Here is a 25,648-nt window from a genome sequence, read left to right as displayed (position 1 = left end):
GAAGCGGGCTTGCCCGCGAAGCCAACACCGTGGTGGATGGCACGGGCTTCGCCCGTGTTCGCGGGCAAGCCCGCTCCCACAGGGATCGCGCCAGCTTTTTGAAATTGAGCAAGACAGTTGCTCCCACAGGGTACTTGCCAGCCACCGCGGTGCCTGCTTCGCGGGCTCGCCCGCTCCCACAATGGACCCGCGCATGTCCCTCATCTCTGTAATGACCGGCTAGAGTGGTACCCATACACTCGAAAACGAGACCCCATGGCTTTCCACCGCCTGACCCACACCCACCCGCGCCTGAGCATCGCCACTGTGGTCGGCCTGCTCGGCGCCTGGCTGATCCCAGCCGGCGACAGCGTTCAGCACATCCTCGCCGGCTGGAACCTTGGCGTGTGGCTATACCTGCTGCTGGTGCTCTACCTGAGCTGGAGCGCCAATGCGGAAAAGGTACGCAAGATCGCCCGCGTCGAAGACGAAAACGCCGGCCTGGTCCTGCTTACCGTGTGTATCGCCGCCATCGCCAGCCTCGCCGCCGTCACCTTGCAACTGGTGTCCAGCCGTGGCCTGCAAGGCACGGCGCTGGCCCTGCACTACCTCTATACCGGCCTGACCGTGGCCGGCTCATGGCTGTTGATCGGCTGCATTTTCAGCCTGCACTACGCGCGGCTGTTCTATACCGGACAAAACCACGAACCGCCGCTGCGCTTCACCGATGGCGAACGCAACCCCGATTACTGGGACTTTCACTACTTCTCGTTCACCATCAGCATGGCCGTGCAAACCTCCGATGTGGGCGTCGCCGGGCGGGACTTGCGGCGGGTGGTGCTGGCGCATTCGCTGGTGGGGTTCGTGTTCAATACGGCGATTTTGGGATTCACCATCAATATCGCTGCTGGCCTGCTGGGCTGAGCCTCCCATCAATTCTGCTAGTTGCAACCGTTCGGCCACCAAGAGACTCTTGATGGCCGAAGTGTAAAAGGGTTAGCCATGAAAACGGCTGGTTCGAAAAGTTTGCTGATTCAAGCCGACACCGCAAGTACGATCATGGGCACGGCTGCAACGCCATCGCAACAGGTGTATTCACCTTATGGGGTTAGTAAGCCGAATTCCGTTGAAAGCTTGTTAGGTTTTACTGGAGTTCTCTATGACGCTGCTTCCAGAACCTATTCGCTTGGAAATGGCCATAGAGTCTATAGCCCTTTACTAATGCGCTTTTACCAACCAGACAGCTTTTCGCCTTTCCATTACGGCGGTCTGAACTGTTATGTCTACTGCCAAGATGACCCTATAAATTTCACCGATCCAACGGGCCGTCGCAAAAAGCCGCTTCGACCAATGGCACAGGCCAGAACAGATGGCGTCACGAAAAATAGCTTCCGCGCATACCAAGGTTTTACTACCCGACGCCCTCCCAGAGCTCAACAAAGGGCCGAGCAACGACAGCAGCAAGGAGCACAACGCCCGCAGGACCGGCCGCAAAGAGAGCCACAAGATAATCACCAGGCCCCGCAGCCGCACCAAGCTCCGGAAATGAACCTTGCACAACTGATACAAATGATGGATCAGGCCGTCTTGCAAGCACAGAATATCGGCCTCCGGGCTGTAATCACTCAACAAATCCACCCTGCTGAGCTAACTCTCGGGGGCATGACGCTCGCCATGTCAGGAGCTTCAATCCTGGAGACGGTCGTTACATGGATGACGACGGGAACCATCAGGAATCCCATGGATACTACCTCTGCGATGGCAAACTACTCGCCCGGTTATTCACTTCAACGTCCTCCCGTCGGCTGAGGAGCAATGCCGCTCGTCCGAAAGGACCATGTCACAGTATCAATTGCCCCTGCAGAGTTCATCGGAATATCTGCCGCCATCGCACGCGGAAAACGTTTGCCAGAGCGCCGGTCTCCAAGTTGCCGTCCCTCACAAGGATGTGACCGCTGTCATGCATTAGCACATTTGTCGTATTTGCAGCCGAGAATACTCCGTGACAGGTGCTATGGTTACCTTCCCGGCGGCCGCATCGATGTGGCCACCCGCTCACCACGTCCAGGTACGGACAAGGAGGCTGGCATGAACAAGATGACGTTCCCCAACGCCTGCCAGGTGATGCGCTGGCATTTCCACCCGCTGGGCTTCGAAGCCAGCATGGATGCGCCGCGCAGCATGGTCGCGCGGCTGTTCGACCGCGCCACCGGCGAAACCCTGCTGGCGATCGCAGGCATTCCCTGCTCGGCAATCATGGCCGCCGCCGACGTAGAGCGCATCATCGAGGCCGTCGAGGCGGAGATGGATACCTTCATGCCCGCCTTCACCTTGCGCGACGCGGTCTAGCCCGCTGCGGTGCTTTCCTGGCGCATGGCCTGCAACTTGCCCATGAACTGCTCGGCCGGCACCGGCTGGCCCAGCAGGTAGCCTTGCAGCGAATCGCAGCCCAGGCGGGTCAGGAAGTCCTGCTGCCTGTCAGTCTCCACCCCTTCGGCAACGATGCGCAGCCCCAGCGCCTGGCCCAGCGCCACGATTGCCGAAACGATCGCCGCATCGTCGCTGTCCTGCTCCAGGTCGCGCACGAAACCGCGGTCGATCTTCAGCTCGTTGGCCGGCAGGCGCTTGAGGTACATCAGGCTGGAATAGCCGGTGCCGAAGTCATCGATAGACAGGTCCACGCCCATGTCGGACAGCCGCTGCAGCACCGTAAGGCTAGCATCGGCGTCGTGCATGGCGGTGGTTTCGGTAATTTCCAGGGTCAGGCAGTTGGCCGGCAGGCTGTTCTGCTGCAGGGCTCGGGCCACGCTCTCGACCAGCCCGGCATGGCAGAACTGGATGGCCGACAGGTTCACCGCCATGCGCCAGCCGTGGTGCCCCTGGTCCAGCCACTGGCGCATCTGCCGGCAGGCCTCGATGAGCACCCATTCGCCAATGGGGATGATCAGGCCGGTCTTTTCTGCCAGGCCGATGAAACGGTCGGGCAGCAACAGGCCCTGCTGAGGGTGCTCCCAGCGCAGCAAGGCCTCGGCACCGATCGGCTGGCAATTCTGGGCGTCGAACTTGGGCTGGTAGTGCAGGCGGAACTGGCGCTGCTCCAGGGCCTGGCGCAGGTCCTGCAGTAGCTGCAATTGCTGGCGGGCGTTGCTGTTCATCGACGCGTCGAAGAAACTGTAGCCATTCTTGCCGGCGCTCTTGGCGTGATACATGGCAGCGTCGGCATTGCGCAGCAGCTCATGCTGGTCCAGGCCATTGCCCGGGTACAGGACGATGCCCAGGCTCGCTGTCAGCTGCAGGTCATGCTCGGCCACGCGGAATGGCCGTGACACCAGGTTGACCTGCTTGACCGCCACATCCATGGCATCGTTCGGCTCGCGCAGCTCCACCAGCAGCACGAATTCGTCGCCGCCGATGCGCGCCAGCGTGTCCTGGCTGTGCAGGTGCCCGCGCAGTCGCGCCGCCACAGCCTTGAGCAGCAAGTCGCCGATGTGGTGGCCGAAGGCATCGTTGACGGGCTTGAAGCCGTCCAGGTCGATGAACATCAGGGCAAAGCAGCCGCCCTGCTCCGCTACCTTGGCAATGGCCTGCTCGATGCGGTCGGCCAGCAACGTACGGTTGGGCAGGTCGGTGAGCGTGTCGTGCAGGGCCAGCTGGGTCAGTTCCTGGTTGGCCAGGGTCAGCGAACGGGCCAGCTCGGCGGTGCGTGCCTCCAGGCGGGCATCCAGTACCGAGGTGAGCAAGGCCACCGCCAGTACCGCCAGCGTGGTGATCAGCACCAGGTAGACCAGGCCGTCGCCTTGCAGGCCTCCCGCTGCCAGCGCACCGCAGAAGCTGCCTTCGGGGAAATTCGCCGCGGCCATGCCGGTGTAGTGCATGCCAACGATGGCAAAGCCCATCACCACTGCCGCCAGGCCGCGAATCTGCCTCACATAAGGAGTATGCGCGCGCAGCCGGAAGGCGATCCACAAGGCCGCTGCCGAGGCGCCCACGGCAATCAGCAGCGAGGCCCCGAACAGCGTCGGGTCATAGTCGATGCCCGGCAGCATGCGCAGCGCGGCCATGCCGGTGTAGTGCATGCAGGCGATGCCGGCGCCCATGATCAGCGCACCAAACGCCAGCTGCTGCCACGGCAGGCTCGGCTGGCTGACCAGCCACAAGGCAAAGCCTGAAGACAAGACGGCGATCAGCAGCGAGAACGCGGTCAGGGCAAGGTCGTAGCCCAGGTCGATGGGCAGGCTGAAGGCGAGCATGCCGATGAAATGCATCGACCATACGCCGATGCCCATGGCCAGCGCGCCACCCCCCATCCACAGGCAGGCAGCCCGGCCTTTGGCCGTGGCGATGCGGCCGGTCAGGTCAAGGGCGGTATAGGACGCCAGAATCGCCACGCACAGCGAAATCAACACCAGCGAAGAGGAGTAGCTACCGGTCAGCATTGGGAGTTCCAGCGACGGGACGGGAGGCCCGGAAAAAGCTGACGATTGTACTCAAGCTTAGGCGAAACGCACGGGGTTTTTGCGAATGGGAATGGATCCAAAGCCCGCATGGGGCTGCTGCGCAGCCCATCGCCGGCAAGCCGGCTCCCACCTCGACCGCATCGACCTCAGGGCTTGCACAATACCTGTGGGAGCCGGCTTGCCGGCGATGAGGCCGGTACAGCAATTCGCTGTACTCGAGGCCCAATCAATCCTGCTCGGCAAACGCCTGTTCAGCCTGCCAACCACCACCCAGGGCGGCAACCAGCTGAACGCTTGCAACCAGGCGCCCTTGCAGCAGGTTCAACACACTGCGCTCGTTGCTCAGCGCCGTGGTCTGCACGTTGACCACATCCAGGTAGCCGATCAGCCCGGCGCGGTACTGGTTCTCGGTCAGGCGCAGCGACTCGCGGGCAGCATCCAGTGCCTCCTGGCGCACCACCGCCTCATCGCCATACACCTTCAACTGCACCAGCAGGTTTTCCACTTCCTTGAAGCCGTCGAGCACGGTCTGGCGGTACTGCGCCACGGTCTGGTCATACACCGCCACCGTGCGGTCCACCTCGGCACTGCGCTTGCCGGCGTCGAACAAGGTCAGCGCCAGCTGCGGGCCCACCGACCAGTAGCGGTTGGGCAGTTCGATCCAGTTGCTGAAGCTGCTGCTGGAGTAACCGCCACTCATGCTCAGGCTCAGGTCCGGGAAATACGCCGCCCGCGACACGCCGATGTTGGCGTTGGCAGCCATCACGTTGCGCTCGGCCGCAGCGATGTCCGGGCGTCGCTCCAGCAACTGCGAAGGCAAGGCCACCGGAATTTGCGGAAGCGCCGGAATGGCCTTGCTGTCAGCCAGGGCGAAGTCCGCCGGGGCCTTGCCCAGCAACACGGCAATGGCGTTCTCGAACTGCGCGCGCTGCCAGACCAGGTCGATCAGGTCGGCCTGGGTGCTCTTGAGCTGGGTACGCGCCTGGGCCACTGCGTCCGGGCCGGCGACGCCGGCGCGGTACTGGTTTTCGTTCATCCGCAGCGAGCGCTCATAGGCTGCCACGGTGGCTTCCAACAGGCGCTTCTGTTCGTCGATCACCCGCAACTGCAAGTAGTTCTGCACCAGTTCCGACTGCTGGCTGAGGCGGATCGAGGCCAGGTCGGCCAGGCTGGCTTCGGCACTGGCTTCGTTGGCATTGAGGGTTTCGCGCAGCTTGCCCCACAGGTCGATTTCCCAGCTGACGCCGAGCTGGGCGTTGTAGGTGTTGCGAATGCCGCTGCTGTTGTTGGACAGGCTCGAGCTGGAGCTACCGGTGCCCTGGGCCGAGCGGTTCTTGCTGACGCTCAGGTCCAGGCTGGGGAACAGTGCCGCCCGGCTGCTGCGCACCAGCGCCTGGGCCTGGCGGTACTGGGCCTCCGATTGGGCCACGGTCTGGTTGCTGCGGTTGAGCTCTTCGACCAGTGCATTGAGCCCGGCATCGCCGTAGATTTCCCACCAGGCGCCGCGGGCGATGGCATCGGACGGCGTGGCCTGGGTCCAGCCTTCGGCGTGCTTGAACTGCGCCGTGCTGCTCAGTTCCGGGCGGTGGTAGTCCGGGCTCAGGGTGCAGGCGCTGAGCAAGGCGACGCACAACCCGGCGCCGAGCAGGCGCGAGCCACGCCCACGGGTCAGCGTCTGCAGGGCACGGTGAAGTGGGGTCTGGGCAAAAGTCATAGCGGGGTTTCCAGGGCGGCGTCGGTGCGCACGCCACGCCAACGGTTGAAACGGTGACGCAGGCGGTCCAGGTACAGGTAGACCACCGGTGTCGTGTAAAGAGTGAGGACCTGGCTGAACACCAGGCCGCCAATGATGGTCAGGCCCAGAGGCTGGCGCATTTCCGCGCCTTCGGCGCGGCTCAGCAGCAGCGGCAAGGCACCGAGGATGGCCGCCAGGGTAGTCATCAGGATCGGCCGCAGGCGCAGCAGGCAGGCCCGGCGGATCGACTCTTCCGGTGTCAGGCCTTGGTGGCGCTCCAGCTGCAAGGCCAGGTCGATCATCAGGATGGCGTTCTTCTTCACCACGCCGATCAGCAGGAACAGCCCCAGCAGCGAGATCAGGCTGAACTCGCCGCCGGTGACGTACAGCGCCAGCAAGGCACCGACGCCGGCCGAGGGCAGTGTCGAGAGGATGGTCAGCGGGTGAATGTAGCTTTCGTAGAGGATGCCCAACACCAGGTAGACCAGCACCAGCGCGCCAAGGATCATCAGCGGCTGGCCTTCCTGGGTCTTGGCGAAGGCATCGGCGGTACCACCAAGCTTGGCAATCACTTCCTCGGGCAAGCCCAGCTTGGCCACCGCACGCTCCAGCGCCGCCATGGCCTGGTCGGGGCTGTAGCCTTCGGCGACGTCGAAGGCGATGCTTTCGGCGGCGAACTGGCCTTCGTGGCTGACCCGGTCGTTGGCCAGGCTGTTCTCGTAGTGGGCGATGGTCGACAGCGGTACGCGGGCACCGTCGGCGGTAATCACCTGTACCTGCTCGAGGGTGCTCGGGTCCCAGGCGTACTTCGGGTTGATCTCGAGCACTACCTGGTACTGGTTGAGGCTGTCGTAGATGGTGGATATCTGCCGCTGGCTATAGGCGTTGTTCAGCACCGAGGTGACCATGTCCATGTCGATGCCCAGGCGCTTGGCCTGGTCACGGTCGACCACCAGGGTCACCTGCTGGGTGCCAGCACCGTCGCGGGCGTCGATGGCAGTCAGTTGCGGCAGTGCACGCAGCGCCGCCACCACTTTCGGGAACCATTCGCGCAGGGCCGCCAGGTCTCCGCTCTGCAGGGAGTACAGGTACTGCGAAGAGGTCTGGTCACGGCCACCACCGCCCAGTTGCAGGTCCTGGTCGGCCATCAGGAACAGGCGCCCGCCGGGTACCTTGGGCATTTCCTTGCGCAGGCGTTCGATCACCTTCTGGGCGTCGAGCTTGCGCTCGCTGATCGGTTTCAGGCGCACCAGCACAAAGGCATTGTTGGTCCCGCTGTTGCCACCGATGAAGCCGGCAACGCTCTGCACTGCCGGGTCGGCCAGCAAGGCGCGGCGGTAGATTTCCATTTTCGGCTGCATGACGCTGAACGACAGGCCATCGTCGCCACGGATGAAGCCTATCAGCTGGCCGGTATCCTGCTGCGGCATCAGCGTTTTCGGCACCACCACGTACAGAGCGATGTTGATGCCGATGGTGGCCAGCAGGCTGATCAACGTCAGGCGTTTGTGGCGCAAGGCCCAGCCCAGGCTGCGGTCATAGGCATCGACCATGCGCTGGTGCAACTGTTCGCTCCAGCGCTGCAGACGTGTCGGCTCGGCCTGGTGCGGTTTGAGCCAGCGGGCGCACAGCATCGGCGTGAGGGTCAGCGACACCACCAGCGACACGATGATCGCCGCCGCCAGGGTGATGGAGAACTCCTGGAACAGGTTGCGCACGATGCCACCCATGAACAGGATGGAGACGAATACCGCCACCAGCGACACGTTCATCGACAGCAAGGTGAAACCCACTTCCTTGGCGCCCAGGAAGGCCGCTTTCATAGGCGGTTGGCCGTCCTCGATGTGCCGGGATATGTTCTCCAGCACCACGATGGCATCGTCCACCACCAGGCCGGTGGCGAGGATCAGCGCCATCAGCGACAGGTTGTTGAGCGAGAACCCGCACAGGTACATGACCGCGAAAGTGCCCACCAGTGACACCGGCACCGCCAGGCTGGGGATCAGCGACGCCCGCAGGCTGCCGAGGAACAGGTAGACCACCAGGATCACCAGCACCACGGCGATCAGCAGGGTGTGCTCGGCTTCCTTGAGGGTGGCCTTGATCACTGGCGAACGGTCCATGGCCACGTTCAGTTGCACGCTGGCCGGCAGCAACGACTGCAGGGCCGGCAACTGCGCCTTGATCTGGTCGACCGTTTCAATGATGTTGGCGCCTGTCTGGCGGTTGACCACCAGCAGCACCGCGCTCTGGTCATTGAAGAAGCCGCTGTTGTAGCGGTTCTCGACGCCGTCGGTGATGGTCGCCACATCGGAAAGGCGCAGGATGGTGCCGTTCTGCTGGCGGATCACCACAGGCTCGTAGTCCTTGGCGCTTTCCAGCTGGTCATTGGCGCGCACCTGCCAGTTGCGCTCGGCGTCTTCGACAAAGCCCATCGGCCGGCGCTGGTTGGCGTTGGACACGGCAGTACGTACTTCATCCAGCGACAGGCCGTACTGGTTGAGCAATTGCGGCTCGACGGCAATGCGCACCGCCGGCAGCGAACTGCCGCCGATCTGCACCTCCCCTACCCCGGGCACCTGGGCCAGGCTCTGCGACAGGATGGTGTCGGCCAGGTCGTACAGCTGGCCCTTCTGCAGCACGTCCGAAGTCAGCGACAGCACCATGATCGGTGCCTGCGACGGGTTGATCTTCTTGTAGGTGGGCATGCTGCGCATACCGCTGGGCAGCAGGTTGCGGGTGGCGTTGATCGCCGCCTGCACCTCGCGCGCCGCACCGTCGATGTCGCGGCCCATCTCGAAGCCGATGATCACCCGTGTGGAACCTTGGTTGGAGCTGCTGGTCAGGGTGGTCACGCCGGCAATGCTGCCCAGCTTGCGCTCCAGCGGCGTGGCCACGGTGGACGCCATCACTTCCGGGCTGGCGCCTGACAGGTTGGCCGACACCACGATTACCGGGAAGTCCATCTGTGGCAGCGGTGCCACCGGCAGCAGGCCGAAGCTGACCCCGCCCAGCAGCATGATCGCCAGGCTCAACAGCATGGTCGCAACCGGGCGACGGATGAAAGGACCGGACAGGTTCATGCCTCGGCCTGCTTCACGTCAGTGGCCGGGCGCCAGCGGCGGGCCAGGCGGTCGAAGTACAGGTAGATGACCGGGGTGGTGAACAGCGTCAGCACCTGGCTGACCAGCAACCCGCCGACCATCACCAGGCCCAGCGGCTGGCGCAGCTCGGCACCGGAACCGGTGGCGAGCATCAGCGGCACGGCGCCGAACAGCGCGGCCAGGGTAGTCATCAGGATCGGCCGGAAGCGCAGCAGCGCCGCCTGGTAGATGGCATCGCGCGGGCTCATGCCCTGCTGGCGCTCGGCCTCGAGGGCGAAGTCGATCATCATGATCGCGTTCTTCTTGACGATGCCGATCAGCAGGATGATGCCGATGATAGCGATCATGCCCAGGTCGTTGCCGCTGATGAGCAAGGCCAGCAAAGCGCCGACCGCTGCCGACGGCAGGGTCGAAAGAATGGTCACCGGGTGGATGTAGCTCTCGTACAGCACGCCCAGCACGATGTACATGGTCACCACCGCCGCCAGGATCAACAGCAAGGTGCTCGACAGCGATGCCTGGAAGGCCTCCGCCGCGCCCTGGAAGCGGGTCTGCACGCCCAGCGGCATGCCGATGTCCTTCTGCACCTGCTCGATCACCTGCACCGCCTTGCCCAGCGAAGCGCCGTGGGCCAGGTTGAACGACAAGGTCACCGCCGGGAACTGACCGATGTGGGAAATGGCCAGCTGGGCCTGGCGCTGCTCGATGCGCGCCAGCGCCGACAGGCGCACCTGGCCGCCATCGGTGGCCTTGACGTGGATCGACTCCAGCGCCTGCGGGCCGATCACCGCCGCATCCTGCGACTGCAGCACCACGCGGTACTGGCTGGCCTGGGTGTAGATGGTCGAGATCTGACGCTGGCCGAAGGCGTCATACAGGGCGTTGGTGATTTGCGACACGCTGATGCCCAGGCGGCCGGCCATGTCGCGGTCGATCACCAGGTACACCTGCAGGCCCTTGTCCTGCAGGTCGCTGGCCACGTCGGCCAGTTCGGGGCGCTGCTGCAGCGCCTGCACCAGCTTGCCGCTCCACTGCGCCAGCAGGTCGGCGTCGGGCGACGAGAGGCTGAACTGGTACTGGGTCCGGCTGACCCGGTCTTCGATGCTCAGGTCCTGCACCGGCTGCATGAACAGGCGGATGCCCACCAGCCGATCGACTTGCGGCTGCAGGCGGTTGATCACCTCGCTGGCAGTGACATCACGCTCGCCATGGGGTTTGAGGTTGATCAGCAGGCGGCCGCTGTTGAGCGTGGCGTTGTCGCCATCGACACCAATGTAGGACGACAGGCTCTGCACCGCCGGGTCCTGCAGGATCACCTTGCTCAGGGCCTGCTGGCGTTCGCTCATGGCGGCGAACGAGGTGGACTGCGGCGCTTCGGAAATGCCCTGGATCACCCCGGTGTCCTGTACCGGGAAGAAGCCCTTGGGCACCACCATGTACAGGAATACGGTGAGCGCCAGGCTGGCCACGGCCACCAGCAGCGTCAGCGGCTGGCGCTTGAGTACCCACTGCAAGGCGCTGCCGTAGTGCCTGATCAGCCAGTCGATCCAGGCGCCACTGGCGCGGTAGAACCGGCCCTGTTCCTCTTCCTTGGGCTCGCGCTTGAGCAGGCGCGCGCACATCATCGGCGTGAGGGTCAGCGATACCACCAGGGAAATCAGGATGGCCACCGCCAGGGTGATGGCGAACTCGCGGAACAGGCGGCCGACCACATCGGCCATGAACAGCAGCGGGATCAGTACCGCGATCAGCGAGAAGGTCAGCGAGATCAGGGTGAAGCCGATTTGCCGGGCGCCCTTGAGCGCCGCCTGCATGGGCGTCTCGCCCTCCTCGATGTGCCGGGAGATGTTCTCCAGCATGACGATGGCGTCGTCGACCACGAAACCGGTGGCGATGGTCAGGGCCATCAGGGTCAGGTTGTTGACCGAGAAACCGGCCAGGTACATCACGCCGAAGGTGCCGATCAGCGACAACGGTACGGCGATCGACGGGATGAGCGTGGCGCTGAAACGGCGCAGGAAGACGAACGTGACCATTACCACCAGGGCGATGGCGATCAGCAGTTCGTGCTGCACGTCCTTGACCGCGGCGCGGATGGTCTGGGTGCGGTCGGTGAGCACCGACACATCGAGGCCGGCCGGCAGGTTGTCGGTGATCGACGGCAGCAGGGCCTTTATACGGTCGACCACTTCGATGACGTTGGCGCCCGGCTGGCGCTGGATGTTCAGCAGCACGGCGTGGTTTTCGTTGGCCCAGGCAGCCAGGCGCTCGTTTTCGGCGCCGTCGACGATTTCTGCAACATCCTTCAGACGCAGAGGCGCGCCATTGTTGTAGGCCAGGATCAGGTTGGCGTATTCCTCAGGGGAACGCAGCTGGTCGTTGGCGTCGAGCATCGACACCCGGGTCGGGCCGTCGAAGTTGCCCTTGGGCTGGTTGACGTTGGAAGCGCCGATCAGGGTGCGTACGTCCTCCAGGTTCAGGCCGTTGGCGGCCAGGGCATCGACGTTGACCTTGATCCGCACCGCCTGGCGCTGGCCACCGGCGATGCTGACCATGCCCACACCGCTGATCTGTGCGAGCTTCTGTGCCACACGGGTATCGACCAGGTCGTTGAGCTTGGGCAGCGGCATGGTCTTGCTGGAGATGGCCAGGGTCAGCACCGGGGTGTCGGCCGGGTTGACCTTGTTGTACACCGGCGGCGCCGGAAGGTCGCTAGGCAGCAGGTTGCTGGCGGCGTTGATCGCGGCCTGCACCTGTTGCTCGGCAACGTCCATGTTCATGTCGAGGTTGAAGCGCAAAGTCAGCACCGAGGCGCCGCCGGAGCTGGTCGAGGCCATCTGCTCCAGGCCTGGCATCTGGCCGAACTGACGTTCGAGCGGCGCGGTAACCGCGCTGGTCATGACCTGCGGGCTGGCGCCTGGGTACAGGGTCATGACCCGGATGGTCGGGTAATCCACCTGCGGCAATGCGGAAACCGGCAGCAGCTTGTAGGCGATCAGGCCGGCCAGGACGATGGCCAGCATGCTCAGCGTGGTGGCAACCGGCCGCAGGATGAACAGACGCGAGAGGTTCATGCGCCCGCCTTGCCTGCTGCGCTACCAGGCTGTGCTTCACCGGGCTGCACATCGCCAGTGCTTGCCGAACCCTTGGCTTCCTGGCCTTGCAGGTGCCGGCCCGGGGTGGTCGGCACCTGCGAGCTGTCTTCGACAACTTCCACCTTGGTGCCTTCGCGCAGGCGGTCGGTGCCTTCCAGCACCAGGCGGTCGCCGGCCTTGAGGCCCTCGAGAATGACGCTGTTCTCGCCGTCGCTGGCGCCAACCTTGAGCTTGCGGATATTGACCGTGTTCTGGTCATTGACTACATAGGCGAAGGAGCCGTCATTGCCGAACTGGATGGCCGCCGCCGGGGCCATGGTCACCTGCTTGAGGGTGTCGGCCAGCAGGCGCACGTTGACGAACTGGTTGGGGAACAGGGCCAGGTCCTTGTTCTCGAAGCGGCCCTTGAACTTGAGGGTGCCGGTGGTGGTGTCGATCTGGTTGTCGATGCTGCCCAGCACGCCGGTGGACTGCAGCTTGCTGTCACTGCGGTCCCAGGCTTCGACCGGCAGGCTGGCGCCGCTGCGGTAGCGTTCCAGCACGGTGCTCAACTCGGTTTCCGGCAGGGTGAAGGCAACGCTGATCGGCTCGGTCTGGGTGATCACCACCAGCGCGGTGGTGTCGTTGGCCGCCACCAGGTTACCCAGGTCGAGCTGGCGCAGGCCCACGCGGCCATTGATCGGCGCGCGGATCTGGGTGAAATCGAGGTTCAGGCGGGCGTCGTTGACCTGCGCCTGGTTGGTCTTCACCAGCCCCTGGAACTGTGCCACCTGCGCTTCGGCGGTGTCGAGGGTTTGCTTGGCGATGCTGTCTTCGGCGTACAGGCCTTTATAGCGGGCCAGGTCGACCTGGGCGTTCTTCAGTTGCGCCTGGTTCTGTGCCAGGGTGCCCTCGGCCTGCTGCAGGGCAATGCGGTACGGGCGCGGGTCGATTTCGGCGAGCAGGTCGCCGGCCTTGACCTGCTGGCCTTCCTTGAAGTGGATCTTGACCAGCTCGCCAGCCACGCGGCTGCGCACGTTGACGGTGTTGGTCGCGGTGACTGTGCCCAGGGCCTTGTAGTACAGCGGGAAGTCGCCCACCCGCACCGGCTCGACGCGCACCGGCACCGGGTCGCTGGAGCCGCCGAAGCCCGGGCGACCGCCCATCATGCCCATGCCCTTGCCACCGCGCCCGCCACCGGCTTCTTTATGCGCAGGCGTCGCTGCGGGCCACAGCCACCAGGCCAGTGCAGCCACCAGCAGCAGGATCAGCAGGCCGACGAGCCAGCGACGAGGGGAGCGGGAATTGGACACTTGCATGGGTTGAACGAACCTTGTTCGGAATGACGGCTTGGGGAGAATGAACGATAAGCACTGGCATCGTTTTAGCAAAGCGCCTTTACCAGAGGTTTACCTTTGCCTGACGTTGCCAAGGGGTTGAACTTTAAATGAAAACGGCCCGGAAAGCGTTCCGGGCCGTTTACAGGGTGTTGCTTGAGCGGTGGCGGGCTGAAAGGTTTCGGTTGCCTGTGCCGGCCCCTTCGCGGGTAAACCCGCTCCTACAGGGATATCACAGCTTTTGAAACCTGTGCCGTACCTGTAGGAGCGGGTTTACCCGCGAAGAGGCCGGTACAGGACTCAGCCGACCTACCCCACCCTTACTTCAGCACAGCCAGCGCTGCATCGTAGTTCGGCTCATCAGCGATTTCGCCAACCAGCTCGCTGTGCAGCACCTTGTCGTTTTCGTCCAGCACCACCACGGCACGGGCAGCCAGGCCGGCCAGCGGGCCATCGGCGATGGCCACGCCATAGTTTTCGAGGAACTCGCGGCCACGCAGGGTCGACAGGTTCTTCACGTTGTCCAGGCCTTCGGCGCCGCAGAAGCGTGCCTGGGCGAACGGCAGGTCGGCGGAGATGCACAGCACCACGGTGTTAGCCACATCGTTGGCCTGGGCGTTGAACTTGCGCACGGAGGTAGCGCAGGTCGGGGTGTCGACGCTCGGGAAGATGTTCAGCACCTTGCGCTTGCCGGCAAAGTCTTTCAGCGACTTGTCAGCCAGGCCTTCACCGACCAGCGAGAAAGCCGGAGCCTGGGCGCCGGTTTTCGGCAGCTCGCCGTTGACCTGAACCGGGTTGCCTTTGAGAGTCACTTGAGCCATGACGAAATCCTTATGCGGGTTTGAAAAGGACACTGAGTTAAGCATGAAGGCGGCCGGGTGCCTATGGGGGCAGTGAAATTGTTCTATTACCGGACAATTCTTGTGGACAAAAAAATGCCCGGGTGGCTACAAGCGCCCCGGGCATTACTTTTGCGGATGACGTATCAGCCCAGCAGGCCGTATACCACCGAGGTCAGCGCAACCAGGCCGACTACCACCACGAACACGTTGGAGGCGGCACCGCTGTACTTGCGCATGGATGGCACGCGGCGAATGGCGTACATCGGCATCAGGAACAGCAGCACCGCGAGGATCGGGCCACCGAGCGACTCGATCATGCCGAGGATGCTTGGGTTGAGGGTGGCGACGATCCAGCACACCACCAGCATCAGCGCGGCGACCACGCGGTCCAGGGCCTTGGCCCCCGGGCGTGCGCCAGCCTTGGTGATGATGCCTTTCAGGCCTTCGCTGGCGCCGATGTAGTGGCCGAGGAACGACTTGGCAATGGCCACGAAGGCGATCAGCGGCGCAGCGAACGCGATGGTCGGGTTGCTGAAGTGGTTGGCCAGGTACGACAGGATCGACAGGTTCTGCGCCTTGGCCTCGGCCAGCTGGGCGCTGCTCAGGGTGAGCACGCAGCTGAACACGAAGAACAGCACCATCACCACCATCAGCAGGTGGGCACGGCGCAGGATCTGGCCGCTACGCTCATCGGCATGCTCGCCGTAGCGGCGCTTCTGGTCGACGGCAAAGGCGGAGATGATCGGCGAGTGGTTGAACGAGAACACCATCACCGGAATCGCCAGCCACAGGGTGTGCAGGAAGGCCGAGGCCGGTGGCACCTGGGTGGCGCTGTCGAGAATGCCACCGGTCCAGTGCGGCACCAGGTACAGGCCCAGCAATGCCAGGGCAACGATGAACGGGTAGACCAGCAGGCTCATGACCTTGACCGTGGCCTGCTCCCCGCAGCGCACGATGGCCAGCAGACCGAGAATCAGCACGAACGACAGGATGGCCCGTGGCGGCGGCTGCATGTGCAGCTGGTGCTCCATGAAGCTGGACACGGTGTTGGTCAGCGCCACGCTATAGATAAGCAGGATCGGGAAGATCGCGAAGAAGTACAGCACGGTGATCGAGGCGCCGGCGGTAATACCGAAGTGCTCCTTGACCACTTCGGTGATATCGCCGTCATTGCGCCCGGAAAGGACGAAACGGGTCAGCCCGCGGTGAGCGAAATAGGTCATCGGGAAGGCCAGCATGGCCAGGATCAGCAACGGCCAGAAGCCGCCAAGGCCGGCGTTGATCGGCAGGAACAGGGTTCCGGCGCCGATCGCTGTGCCGAACAGGCCCAGCATCCAGGTGGTGTCGTGACGCGACCAGCTGCCGAGGGTGGCGGGGGTCGATTCTGCAAAGCGTTGTTCAACGCTTGGGGCCTGCTCATTCATTCCGGGTGAAGCTCCACTCGCAAGACTGCAACAGGCTGAGAATGGCGAAATAGACGTTTCGCCCAACTCAACCGAAAAAGGGAGCGCGATTGTGCACGGAAAGGTTGCACTTGCGAAGCCCTTTTCCGAGGAGCGGTTGCACTTGTCTTTACAAGCGGATGCAACCAGAGGCTGCACGCAGCCTGATCGCCGGCAAGCCGGCTCCCACACCGACCGCGCAGTGCTTGAGCCTTGCGCTACCTCTGTGGGAGCCGGCTTGCCGGCGAAAGGGCCGCAAAGCGGCCCCGTGCGGTGTTACTTCTGGACGGCGGCGAAGGCTTCGGCAACCCGTTGCAGGTTGGCCGGGCGCAGGCCGGACATGCATACGCGGCCGCTGTCGATCAAGTACACGCCGAACTCGTCACGCAGGCGGCGCACCTGCTCGACGCTGAAGCCGGTGTAGCTGAACATGCCGCGCTGGCGCAGGAAGAACTGGAAGTCCTGGCCTGGCAGCAGCACGGCCAGGGCATCGACCAGCGCCTGGCGCATGTCGAGGATACGTTTGCGCATCACTTCGACTTCCTCGGCCCACTGGGCATTGAGGGCGGCATCGCCGAGCACGCCAGCAACCAGCTGGGCGCCGAAGTTGGGCGGGCTGGAGTAGTTGCGGCGCACGGTAGCCTTCAGCTGGCCGAGCACGCTCTGGGCAGTGGCTTCATCGTCGCAGACCACCGACAGGCCGCCGACACGCTCGCCGTACAGCGAGAAGATCTTCGAGAACGAGTTGCTGACCAGGCACGGCACGCCGGCGCGGGCCATTTCGCGGATGGCGTAGGCGTCTTCCACCAGGCCTTCGGCGAAGCCCTGGTAGGCGATGTCGAGGAACGGGATCAGTTGGCGTGCCTTGACCACTTCAACCACCTGTTGCCACTGGTGCTGTTCCAGGTCGGCGCCGGTGGGGTTGTGGCAGCACGGGTGCAGCAGCACTACGCTGTTGGCCGGCAGGGTCTGCAGGGTGGCCAGCATGCCGTCGAAGTCCACGCCACGGGTGGCCTGGTCGAAGTACGGGTAGGTGTGCACCTTGAAGCCGGCGCCTTCGAAGATGGCGCGGTGGTTGTCCCAGGTCGGGTTGCTGACCCAGACTTCGGACTGCGGGAAGTAGCGCTTGAGGAAGTCGGCGCCGACCTTTAGGGCGCCGGAACCGCCTACGGTCTGCACGGTGGCCACGCGCCCGCCGGTAACAGCCGGGTGATCGGCACCGAACAGCAGCGCCTGGATCGCCTGGCGGTAGCTGGCCAGGCCTTCCATCGGCAGGTACAGAGAGGCTTCGTGGTCCTGGCCGGCGATGCGTTTCTCCACCGCATCCACAGCCGCCAGTTGCGGCACCACGCCGGCCTCATCGTAGTACAGGCCGATACTCAGGTTGACCTTGTCGGCGCGCGGGTCGGCCTTGAAGGTTTCCATCAACGAGAGGATCGGGTCGCCGGCATAGGCATCGACATGTTTGAACACAGCGTGCAGCTCCTTGGATCAGGACAGTTCGAAAAGGCAGCCCTGAGCATACCCGGAGTGCGGGCTCAGGAACATCAACTATTGTGCAAGGTTGTCTATGCAACATTGCATGGCTGAGGATTGGTGCTGGATTCTTCGCGGGCATGCCCGCTCCCACAGGTACTGCACAGGTCTCAAGGGCGGTGCTATCACTGTGGGAGCGGGCGCGCCCGCGAAGAGGCCGGGTCAGCCAAGCAGCTCTTTCAGGCCTTGCAACTCCTGCTCGGTCAGCGCCACCCCTTCCTCCTCGGCCACCTCGCGCTCGCGGTAACGCCGCTCGCCCGGCATGCGCGTCAGCCCCACCGCCTGCATCTGCTCGACCAGCTCGCGGCTGCGCTGGGCAAACCGCTCACCCTCGGCCTTGTTCGGGTCGATGACGATGATCAACTGCCCGGTCCACGGCGTCTTCGCCCCCGGGTGCCCCGACCAGTCGAACTCCCAGGAAAAATTCCCGCCGGTCAGCGCCGCCGCAAGCAACTCGACCATCATCGACAAGGCCGAGCCCTTGTGCCCGCCAAATGGCAGCAAGGCGCCGCCTTCCAGAATCGCCTTGGGATCGGTGGTCGGCTCGCCATTGGCATCCACCCCCATGCCCTGCGGCAATTGCTGGCCAGCACGCGCGGCAATCTGCACGTCGCCATGGGCCATGGCGCTGGTGGCCATGTCGAAGACGATCGGGTCATGTTCGGCGCAAGGTGCGGCAAAGGCGATGGGGTTGGTGCCGAACAGCGGCTTGCGAGCGCCGTGCGGCACCACGCAGGTCATGCTGTTGACCACGCTCAGGGCTACCAGGCCTTCGTCGGCGAAAGGCTCCACATCCGGCCACAGCGCGGCGAAGTGGTGCGAGTTGTGGATCGCCAGCACGGCGATGCCAGCGTTGCGCGCCTTCGCCACCAGAAGTTCACGGGCCGCCGCCAGCGCCGGCTGGGCGAAGCCGCCTGCGGCATCGACACGAACATAACCGGGCGCCACGTCGCTGACCTTCGGCGTGGCCTGGCCATCGACCCAGCCGCTGGCCAATGTCGAAACATAGCCGGGCATGCGGAACACCCCATGGCTATGGGCACCATCGCGCTGGGCGCTGGCGCAGTTGTAGGCCAGCACCCGGGCCACGCTTTCGCTGCAGCCATGGCGCTGGAAGATGCTCTGCAACAGGCCCTGCAGCTCGGTAAAAGGCACACGCACGACGGTGCTGGTGGAAGGTGCGGACATCTGAAGCTCCTTGTTGGAATTGGAATGGCTACAGCGTTGCAACGACAAAAACTTTCCTGCATGTGACAGCTATCTGTCAAATGTTGACTTGATGACAGAAAACAGCCATTTTCTTTCGCAAGCCTTACCCCTGGAGCCGCAGCATGAGCCAACCGATCAAGCAACGCCTGGAAAACAGCCTCGAAGGGGCCGCTGCTTCGGGCCGCAAGATCGCCACCTACATGCTCGCCAATCTGCAGGAACTGCCGTTCCAGACCTCGGCCAGCATTGCCGCCAAGCTGGGCGTCAGCGAATCCAGCGTCGGCCGTTTCTGCCGCTCATTGGGTTATGCCCATCTCAAGGCGTTGAAGCAAGACCTGCAGAACGACCTGGGCGATGGCCCGTGGCTGGTGGGCGACCGCCTGCAAGATTACCGCCAGAACCAGGACGCCAGCGACAACGCCGGCAGCCTGGAGCTGGAAATCGCCGCCCTGGTGCGCGTGCACGAGTATCGCCAGAGCAGCGCCTGGCACAGCGTCGCCCAGCGCCTGGCAAGCAAGCAGCGGGTGTTCATTGCCGGCTTCCAGACCGAGCGCGGCATCGCCATGTGCATGAGCCACCTGCTGCAGTACCTGCGCGATGGCGTGCAGCTGGTGGATATGAGTGCCGGGCACTTTGGCGAAGTATTGCTGGGCCGCGCCGAAGACAGCGCCCTGGTGGTGTTCGAAGCCCGCCGTTATTCCCGCCATGCCCTGCTGTTGTGCCAGAAGGCGCGCGAGGCTGGCATAGCGGTCACCCTGGTGACCGACACCTTCTGTGACTGGGCCGATGCCAACGCCGACGAGGTGTTCCGCATTCCCACCGAGTTCAACCTGTTCTGGGAGTCCACCTCGACCATGCTGTCGTGGGTGCACCTGATGGTCAACGAGGTCTGCAAGAAACTCGGACCGGATGTTGAAAAGCGCTTGGAAGCAACTGCCGCTCTACATAACGAATTCGTCGGCTACACCTCGTGGTCGACGGGAAAACAACAATAGCAAGAGTGCAATGAGGTGCGAGATGAAAAAGACCATGGCCTTGGTGGGTGCGTGTGCCCTGCTGCTGTCGGGTGCCGCCAGTGCCGAAACCCTGCGCTTCGCCACCGAGGGCGCCTACCCGCCCTTCAACTATGTCGACGCCAATAACCAGTTGCACGGCTTCGACATCGACATCACCCATGCCCTGTGCGAGCAGATGAAAGTCGAGTGCACGCTGGTGGCCCAGGACTGGGAAGGCATCATCCCGGCGCTGATGGCACGCAAGTACGACGCAGTGGTCGCGTCGATGATCAACACCGAAGAACGGCGCAAGAAAATCGCCTTCACCGACCACTACTACCGCACCCCGCTGACTGTCGCCGTGGCCAAGGACAGCAAGATTACCGACGCCCAGACCAACTTCGACGGCTACACCGTTGGCGCCCAGTCGTCCTCCACCCAGGCCATCTACGCCGAAGACGTCTACGCCAAGGCCGGTGCCGACGTGAAACTGTACCCGACCATGGACGAAGCCAACGCCGACCTGGCCGCGGGCCGCCTGGACGGGGTGATTGCCGACAAATTCCCACTGAACGAGTGGATGACCAAGAACGGCGGGGACTGCTGCAAGATCCTCGGCGACGTGGCCAACACCAAGGCCGATGCCGCCATTGCCGTGCGCAAGGACGACGAAGCCCTGCGCCAACGCCTGAACACCGCGCTGCAACAGATCGTGGCCAACGGCACCTACCAGAAGATCGCCAGCAAGTACTTCGCTTTCGATATCTACAACTGATCTTCAAGCCCTCATTGCCTGACCGGGCCCTATCGCCGGCAAGCCAGCTCCCACAGGTTGCTCACTGACCTGAAGAACAGCGGTGTACCTGTGGGAGCTGGCTTGCCGGCGATGAGGCCGGTGAGGTCAACACAAGGTGTTCGTCATGCTCGATCAATTATCCTTGCTGTCCTTCGCCAGTGGAGGCTGGGGCCAGGCGTTGCTGGCCGGCGCCCTGGTCACCGTTTCCCTGGCCCTGGCCTGCCTGCCCATCGGCCTGCCGCTGGGCCTGGTGGTCGCCCTTGCAGCACGCTCGCGCAAGCGCTTGCCGCGTGCCTGGGCCACCACCTTCTCCACCGTGTTCCGTGGCCTGCCCGAACTGCTGACGCTGCTGATCATCTATTACGGCTGCCAGATCGCCGCACAGAAAATTCTCGCAGCCATGGGCTACCAGGGTGAGTTCCTGATCAATACCTTCCTCGCCGCGATGATCGCCTTCAGCCTGGTGTTCGCCGCGTTCTCCAGCGAGATCTGGCTGGCAGCCTTCAAGACCCTGCCCAAGGGCCAGCTGGAAGCCTGCTCGGCGCTGGGCCTGAGCAAGCGCACCGGCTTCTTCAAGGTGCTGCTGCCGCAATTGACCCGCATCGCCCTTCCCGGCCTGTCCAATAACTGGCTGTCGCTGCTCAAGGACACCTCGCTGGTATCCACCATCTCGCTGGTCGACCTGATGCGCCAGACCAACCTGGCCGTCAGCGTGACCAAGGAGCCGATGTTCTTCTATGGCGTCGCCTGCCTGGGCTACCTGCTGTTCGCCGCCATTTCCGGGCGCGTGTTCGCCTTCATCGAACGGCGCAGCAACCGCCACCTGCAAGGAGCACGCGCATGAGCTTCGAACAACTGCTGGCGCTGGTACTCGACCCCGACCTGCTGGAACGCTACGGCCCACGCTTCCTCGATGGCCTGCTGGTAACGGCCAAGCTGGTGGCGATTTCCTTCAGCCTGGGTGCCGTGCTCGGCCTGTTGCTGGCCCTGGCGCGCATGTCGCGCAGCCTGCTGCTGCAGCGCATGGCCGCCGGCTATGTGTACTTCTTCCGCGGCTCGCCGCTGCTGGCCCAGCTGTTCCTACTGTATTACGGCCTGGGTTCGCTCAAAGGCTTCTGGCAGGACGTAGGCCTGTGGTGGTTCTTCCGCGAGGCGTGGTTCTGCACCCTGCTGGCGTTCACCCTGAACACCGCCGCCTACCAGGCCGAGATCTTCCGCGGCAGCCTGATGGCCGTCGCCCCCGGCCAGCATGAGGCGGCTCGGGCGCTGAACCTGAAGCGCTCGACCACCTTCTTCAAGGTGATCCTGCCGCAGTCGCTGCTGGTGGCCATCGGCCCGCTGGGCAACGAACTGATCCTGATGATCAAGGCCAGTGCGATCGCCTCGCTGGTGACCATCTACGACCTGATGGGCGTGACCAAACTGGCCTTCTCGCGCAGTTTCGACTTCCAGATCTACCTGTGGGCCGCCGTGCTCTACCTGCTGATCGTCGAACTGGTGCGGCGCCTGCTGAAACACCTGGAAGCCCGTCTGGGCCGCCACTTGAACTGACCGAAGGATACGTTCCATGCATTGCCAGACCCTTGTCCTCGGCGCCGGCATCGTCGGCGTCAGCACCGCGCTGCACCTGCAGGCCCGCGGGCGCCAGGTGATCCTGATCGACCGCGACGAACCGGGCTGCGGCACCAGCCACGGCAACGCCGGGCTGATCGAGCGCTCCAGCGTCATCCCCTATGCCTTCCCGCGGCAACTGGGCGCGCTGCTGCGCTATGGCCTGAACCGCCAGCCCGACGTGCGCTACAGCCTGCTGCACCTGCCCAAGGCCGCACCCTGGCTGTGGCGCTACTGGCGCCAGTCTGCCCCCGGGCGCCTGGCCGGGGCCGCCGCCGACATGCTGCCGCTGGTGCAGCGCTGCGTCGAGGAGCACGACGTATTCATTGCTGCCGCCGGCCTGGAAGGGCTGGTGCAGGCCAAAGGCTGGATCGAAGTGTTCCGTGACCCGGCGCTGTTCGAGCAGGCCAAGGCCGACGCCAAGGGCCTGAGCCGATATGGCCTGCAGTTCGAAATCCTCGAATGCGGGCAGTTGCAGGCCCGCGAGCACCAGCTGGACGCCAGCGTGGTCGGCGGCATTCACTGGCTCGACCCCAAGACCGTGAACAACCCCGGCGCCCTCACCCGCGGCTACGCCACCCTGTTCACGCAGCGCGGCGGGCAGTTCCTGCATGGCGATGCGCGCAGCCTGCGCCAGGTCGACGGCCAATGGCGGGTCGACAGCCGCCGCGGCCCGATCACCGCCGACGAGGTGGTGGCCTGCCTCGGCCCGCAGTCAGCCGACCTGTTCAGTGGCCTGGGCTACCAGATACCGCTGGCGATCAAGCGTGGCTACCACATGCACTACAGCACCCGTGACGGCGCGCAACTGGAGCATTCCATCTGCGACACCCAGGGCGGCTACGTGCTGGCGCCGATGGCCCGCGGCGTGCGCCTGACCACCGGCATCGAGTTCGACGCCAGCAGCGCGCCGGGCAACCAGATCCAGCTGGGCCGTTGCGAAGCCCTGGCGCGCAAGCTGTTCCCGGCCCTGGGTGAGCGCCTGGACGACACCCCGTGGCTGGGCCGCCGCCCGTGCCTGCCCGACATGCGCCCGGTGATCGGCCCGGCACCGCGCCACCCGGGGCTGTGGTTCAACTTCGGCCACGCCCACCACGGCCTCACCCTGGGCCCGGTCAGCGGCCGGCTGGTGGCCGAACTGGTCACCGGCGAACGCCCCTTCACCGACCCCGCGCCCTACAGCGCGACCCGTTTCGACTGACCCCCTGCGGGAGAACAACAAGATGACCGCACCACTGAGCCTTGCCACCCTTGCCCCCGAACCCGACCCACGCCCGGTGCTGATCCGCATCGAAGGCCTGAACAAGCACTACGGCGCGTTCCACGTGCTGCGCGACATCGACCTGCAGGTGCGCGAAGGCGAACGCATCGTGCTGTGCGGGCCGTCCGGCTCGGGCAAGTCGACCCTGATCCGCTGCATCAACCGCCTGGAAGTGGCCCAGCAGGGCAGCATCAAGGTGGATGGCATCGACCTGGCGGCCACCACCCGCGAAGCGGCGCAGGTGCGCAGCGACATCGGCATGGTGTTCCAGCACTTCAACCTGTTCCCGCACATGAGCGTGCTCGACAACTGCCTGCTGGCCCCCACCAGCGTGCGCGGCCTGTCGCGCAAGGACGCCGAGGAGCGGGCGCGCATGTACCTGAGCAAGGTCGGCATCGAAAGCCAGGCGCACAAGTACCCCAGCCAGCTGTCCGGCGGCCAGCAGCAGCGCGTGGCGATTGCCCGGGCACTGTGCATGAAGCCGCGGATCATGCTGTTCGACGAGCCCACCTCGGCGCTTGACCCAGAGATGGTCGCCGAGGTGCTGGATGTGCTGGTGCAACTGGCCGGCACCGGCATGACCATGCTTTGCGTCACCCATGAAATGGGCTTTGCCCGCCAGGTAGCCGAGCGGGTGCTGTTCCTTGAGGGCGGGCAGATCATCGAAGACAGCCCGCCGCAGGTGTTCTTCAACCAGCCGCGTACCGAGCGGGCCAAGGGGTTCCTGGCGCAAATACTGCACTGACACCTGTTCCGGCCTCTTCGCGGGCTCGCCCGCTCCCACAGGATCACCTCGGCCTTCGAGACCGGTGATCAACCTGTGGGAGCGGGCATGCCCGCGAAGAGGCCGGAACAGGCGACACCTTCATTGCACCGCTGCAAAGACCCAACTGCATCGTTAAATATTATTGACCTTACCCCCCACCAAACCCACGCCACCACAGGCTCGCAACGGTTTCAGCCCCCAAAAACCGGCGCATTCCCTGCCATCAAGCCCTGCTCCGTCGTTTGACATATCGAACGGCTCTGGCAAGCTATCTACAAGCCCCGACCGGAATCGTCGCCTCCGACGAGCCGGCAGTGCTCGGGGCTACAGGTTGCACCCATGGCCCCGCGCCGTGCACCTGCACAACAACGACAGGCCGAACCTGTCCCAAGGTGACATATGTCCAACAGCAACATTGGCAACAAGCAACCCTCCCTGCGCAAACCCGTCGTCCTGATGACCATGGGCAGCCAAGAGCGCAAAGGCCATGACTATCAGGTCATGACCCACAAATACATCACCCCGCTGGTCGAGTTTTCCGATTGCGTCCCGGTGCTGGTGCCCACCTGCTGCGGCATCGAAGACCTCGAGACCTATCTGGACATGGCCGACGGCGTGTACCTGACCGGCGCCGGCAGCAACATCGACCCGGCCCTGTACGGCCAGGAAAACGAGACCCCCGGCAAAGGCCAGGACCAGAACCGCGACCTGTTCGACATCCCGCTGGTCAAGGCCGCGATCAAGCGTGGCCTGCCGATCTTCGGCATCTGCCGTGGCATGCAGGAAATCAACGTGGCCCTGGGTGGCGACATCTACCAGAAGGTGTACGCCGAGCCTGGCTTCAATGACCACCGGGAAAACCCGGAAGACCCGGTCGAGGTGCAATACGCCCAGGTGCACGGCGTGAAGATCAAGCCGGACAGCTGGCTGCGCGACACCCTGGGTACCGACGAGATTCGCGTCAACTCGCTGCATGGCCAAGGCCTGCACAAGCTCGGCGCCGGCATCGAGGCCATCGCCCACGCCGAAGACGGCCTGGTCGAGGCGATCCATGCCCCGAGCATCTCGCCGTTCCTGTTCGCCGTGCAGTGGCACCCGGAGTGGCAAGCGGCGAAGAACCCGGATTCGATCAAGATTTTCCAGGCTTTCGGCGACGCTTGCCGGGCCCAGGTACGCAAGGCGCAGATCAAGCGCCAGCACGCTGCCTGACCCCAGTTTCCTCTGCTTTGATCGCGGGGCGGCGCAAGGCCGCCCCCGTTTTCCCCGGTCACCCTCTGCTGGTCCCAGAACACTTCCCGTGGAAACGGGCGGCGGGCTTGTGCCTGTCTCCGCGATCGTTTTTTCCTGCCCCATAAAGAGATACGATGACTGATCGCAGTGAGTCTGCCATCTATGTCTCATGCATCTCTTGTTGTCGCCTGTGCTGGCCTCTTCGCGGGTAAACCCGCTCCCCCAGGGACCGAGCAATCCCCTTCCAAAAAGGTTTCCCCCCCCCAAGGACAGA

The 25,648-nt window shown here is 64.1% G+C and carries 19 protein-coding genes; 10 read left to right on the top strand and 9 right to left on the bottom strand.

Annotated elements, in window-relative coordinates:
* Positions 1–255 precede the first annotated feature (255 nt).
* From ACLCGK_RS30500 to ACLCGK_RS30490, 3 genes are all read left to right on the top strand, one after another.
* Positions 256–903 carry a DUF1345 domain-containing protein gene (locus tag ACLCGK_RS30500; RefSeq protein ID WP_085665637.1) on the top strand — a complete coding sequence of 216 codons (648 nt, stop codon included), beginning with the start codon at positions 256–258 and terminating at the stop codon, positions 901–903.
* A 78-nt stretch (positions 904–981) separates the two neighbouring features.
* Positions 982–1,788: an RHS repeat-associated core domain-containing protein gene (locus tag ACLCGK_RS30495; protein ID WP_410953527.1), complete on the top strand. Its 807-nt coding sequence runs from the start codon at positions 982–984 to the stop codon at positions 1,786–1,788.
* Between the two features lie 279 nt (positions 1,789–2,067).
* A complete protein-coding gene (locus ACLCGK_RS30490; protein WP_013972974.1) occupies positions 2,068–2,328 on the top strand; it encodes a DUF1652 domain-containing protein in 261 nt (86 codons plus the stop codon).
* On the opposite strand, the gene ACLCGK_RS30485 is transcribed toward ACLCGK_RS30490, so the two are convergent.
* From ACLCGK_RS30485 to ACLCGK_RS30445, 9 genes are all read right to left on the bottom strand, one after another.
* Positions 2,325–4,415, bottom strand: a complete 2,091-nt coding sequence (locus ACLCGK_RS30485) for a putative bifunctional diguanylate cyclase/phosphodiesterase (protein WP_410953526.1) — start codon at positions 4,413–4,415, stop codon at positions 2,325–2,327. The two genes, ACLCGK_RS30490 and ACLCGK_RS30485, sit on opposite strands and share 4 nt — an antisense overlap.
* 247 nt (positions 4,416–4,662) lie before the next feature.
* Positions 4,663–6,150 carry an efflux transporter outer membrane subunit gene (locus ACLCGK_RS30480; RefSeq protein WP_410953525.1) on the bottom strand — a complete coding sequence of 496 codons (1,488 nt, stop codon included), beginning with the start codon at positions 6,148–6,150 and terminating at the stop codon, positions 4,663–4,665.
* Positions 6,147–9,254, bottom strand: coding sequence for an efflux RND transporter permease subunit (locus ACLCGK_RS30475; protein WP_054573553.1), 3,108 nt, complete (start codon positions 9,252–9,254; stop codon positions 6,147–6,149). Before ACLCGK_RS30475 ends, ACLCGK_RS30480 begins: the two co-directional genes overlap by 4 nt.
* Positions 9,251–12,349, bottom strand: a complete 3,099-nt coding sequence (locus tag ACLCGK_RS30470) for an MdtB/MuxB family multidrug efflux RND transporter permease subunit (RefSeq protein ID WP_039614185.1) — start codon at positions 12,347–12,349, stop codon at positions 9,251–9,253. The genes ACLCGK_RS30475 and ACLCGK_RS30470 overlap by 4 nt, the downstream gene beginning before the upstream one ends.
* Complete coding sequence (locus tag ACLCGK_RS30465) at positions 12,346–13,668, bottom strand: MdtA/MuxA family multidrug efflux RND transporter periplasmic adaptor subunit (RefSeq protein WP_410953524.1); 1,323 nt, start codon at positions 13,666–13,668, stop codon at positions 12,346–12,348. Before ACLCGK_RS30465 ends, ACLCGK_RS30470 begins: the two co-directional genes overlap by 4 nt.
* 338 nt (positions 13,669–14,006) lie before the next feature.
* On the bottom strand, positions 14,007–14,507 hold the full coding sequence (tpx, locus tag ACLCGK_RS30460; protein WP_015270689.1) for a thiol peroxidase: 501 nt from the start codon (positions 14,505–14,507) through the stop codon (positions 14,007–14,009).
* A 164-nt stretch (positions 14,508–14,671) separates the two neighbouring features.
* Positions 14,672–15,952: a serine/threonine transporter gene (locus ACLCGK_RS30455; RefSeq protein WP_410953523.1), complete on the bottom strand. Its 1,281-nt coding sequence runs from the start codon at positions 15,950–15,952 to the stop codon at positions 14,672–14,674.
* 294 nt (positions 15,953–16,246) lie between these two features.
* Positions 16,247–17,443: an aromatic amino acid transaminase gene (locus tag ACLCGK_RS30450; protein WP_015270691.1), complete on the bottom strand. Its 1,197-nt coding sequence runs from the start codon at positions 17,441–17,443 to the stop codon at positions 16,247–16,249.
* A gap of 225 nt (positions 17,444–17,668) precedes the next feature.
* Positions 17,669–18,694 (bottom strand): Ldh family oxidoreductase, encoded by a 1,026-nt coding sequence (locus ACLCGK_RS30445; RefSeq protein WP_410953522.1) that lies wholly within the window; start codon positions 18,692–18,694, stop codon positions 17,669–17,671.
* Positions 18,695–18,837: 143 nt separating this feature from the next.
* On the opposite strand from ACLCGK_RS30445, the gene ACLCGK_RS30440 reads away from it, so the two are divergent.
* From ACLCGK_RS30440 to ACLCGK_RS30410, 7 genes are all read left to right on the top strand, one after another.
* Positions 18,838–19,710 carry a MurR/RpiR family transcriptional regulator gene (locus tag ACLCGK_RS30440; protein ID WP_410953521.1) on the top strand — a complete coding sequence of 291 codons (873 nt, stop codon included), beginning with the start codon at positions 18,838–18,840 and terminating at the stop codon, positions 19,708–19,710.
* A 22-nt stretch (positions 19,711–19,732) separates the two neighbouring features.
* On the top strand, positions 19,733–20,485 hold the full coding sequence (locus tag ACLCGK_RS30435; RefSeq protein ID WP_410953520.1) for a transporter substrate-binding domain-containing protein: 753 nt from the start codon (positions 19,733–19,735) through the stop codon (positions 20,483–20,485).
* Positions 20,486–20,630: 145 nt separating this feature from the next.
* Positions 20,631–21,350: an ABC transporter permease gene (locus ACLCGK_RS30430; protein WP_004376260.1), complete on the top strand. Its 720-nt coding sequence runs from the start codon at positions 20,631–20,633 to the stop codon at positions 21,348–21,350.
* Positions 21,347–22,057, top strand: a complete 711-nt coding sequence (locus ACLCGK_RS30425; RefSeq protein ID WP_004376258.1) for an ABC transporter permease — start codon at positions 21,347–21,349, stop codon at positions 22,055–22,057. Before ACLCGK_RS30430 ends, ACLCGK_RS30425 begins: the two co-directional genes overlap by 4 nt.
* A 16-nt stretch (positions 22,058–22,073) precedes the next feature.
* Positions 22,074–23,318 (top strand): NAD(P)/FAD-dependent oxidoreductase, encoded by a 1,245-nt coding sequence (locus ACLCGK_RS30420; RefSeq protein ID WP_054573560.1) that lies wholly within the window; start codon positions 22,074–22,076, stop codon positions 23,316–23,318.
* 22 nt (positions 23,319–23,340) lie between these two features.
* On the top strand, positions 23,341–24,123 hold the full coding sequence (locus tag ACLCGK_RS30415; protein ID WP_013972988.1) for an amino acid ABC transporter ATP-binding protein: 783 nt from the start codon (positions 23,341–23,343) through the stop codon (positions 24,121–24,123).
* A gap of 420 nt (positions 24,124–24,543) precedes the next feature.
* On the top strand, positions 24,544–25,353 hold the full coding sequence (locus tag ACLCGK_RS30410) for a gamma-glutamyl-gamma-aminobutyrate hydrolase family protein (RefSeq protein WP_015270696.1): 810 nt from the start codon (positions 24,544–24,546) through the stop codon (positions 25,351–25,353).
* Positions 25,354–25,648: the final 295 nt, after the last annotated feature.

This window comes from Pseudomonas sp. S1(2024) (genome assembly GCF_046557535.1).
The sequence above is the reverse complement of the archived record's forward strand: the minus strand, read 5'-3'. Positions and strand labels throughout refer to the sequence as shown.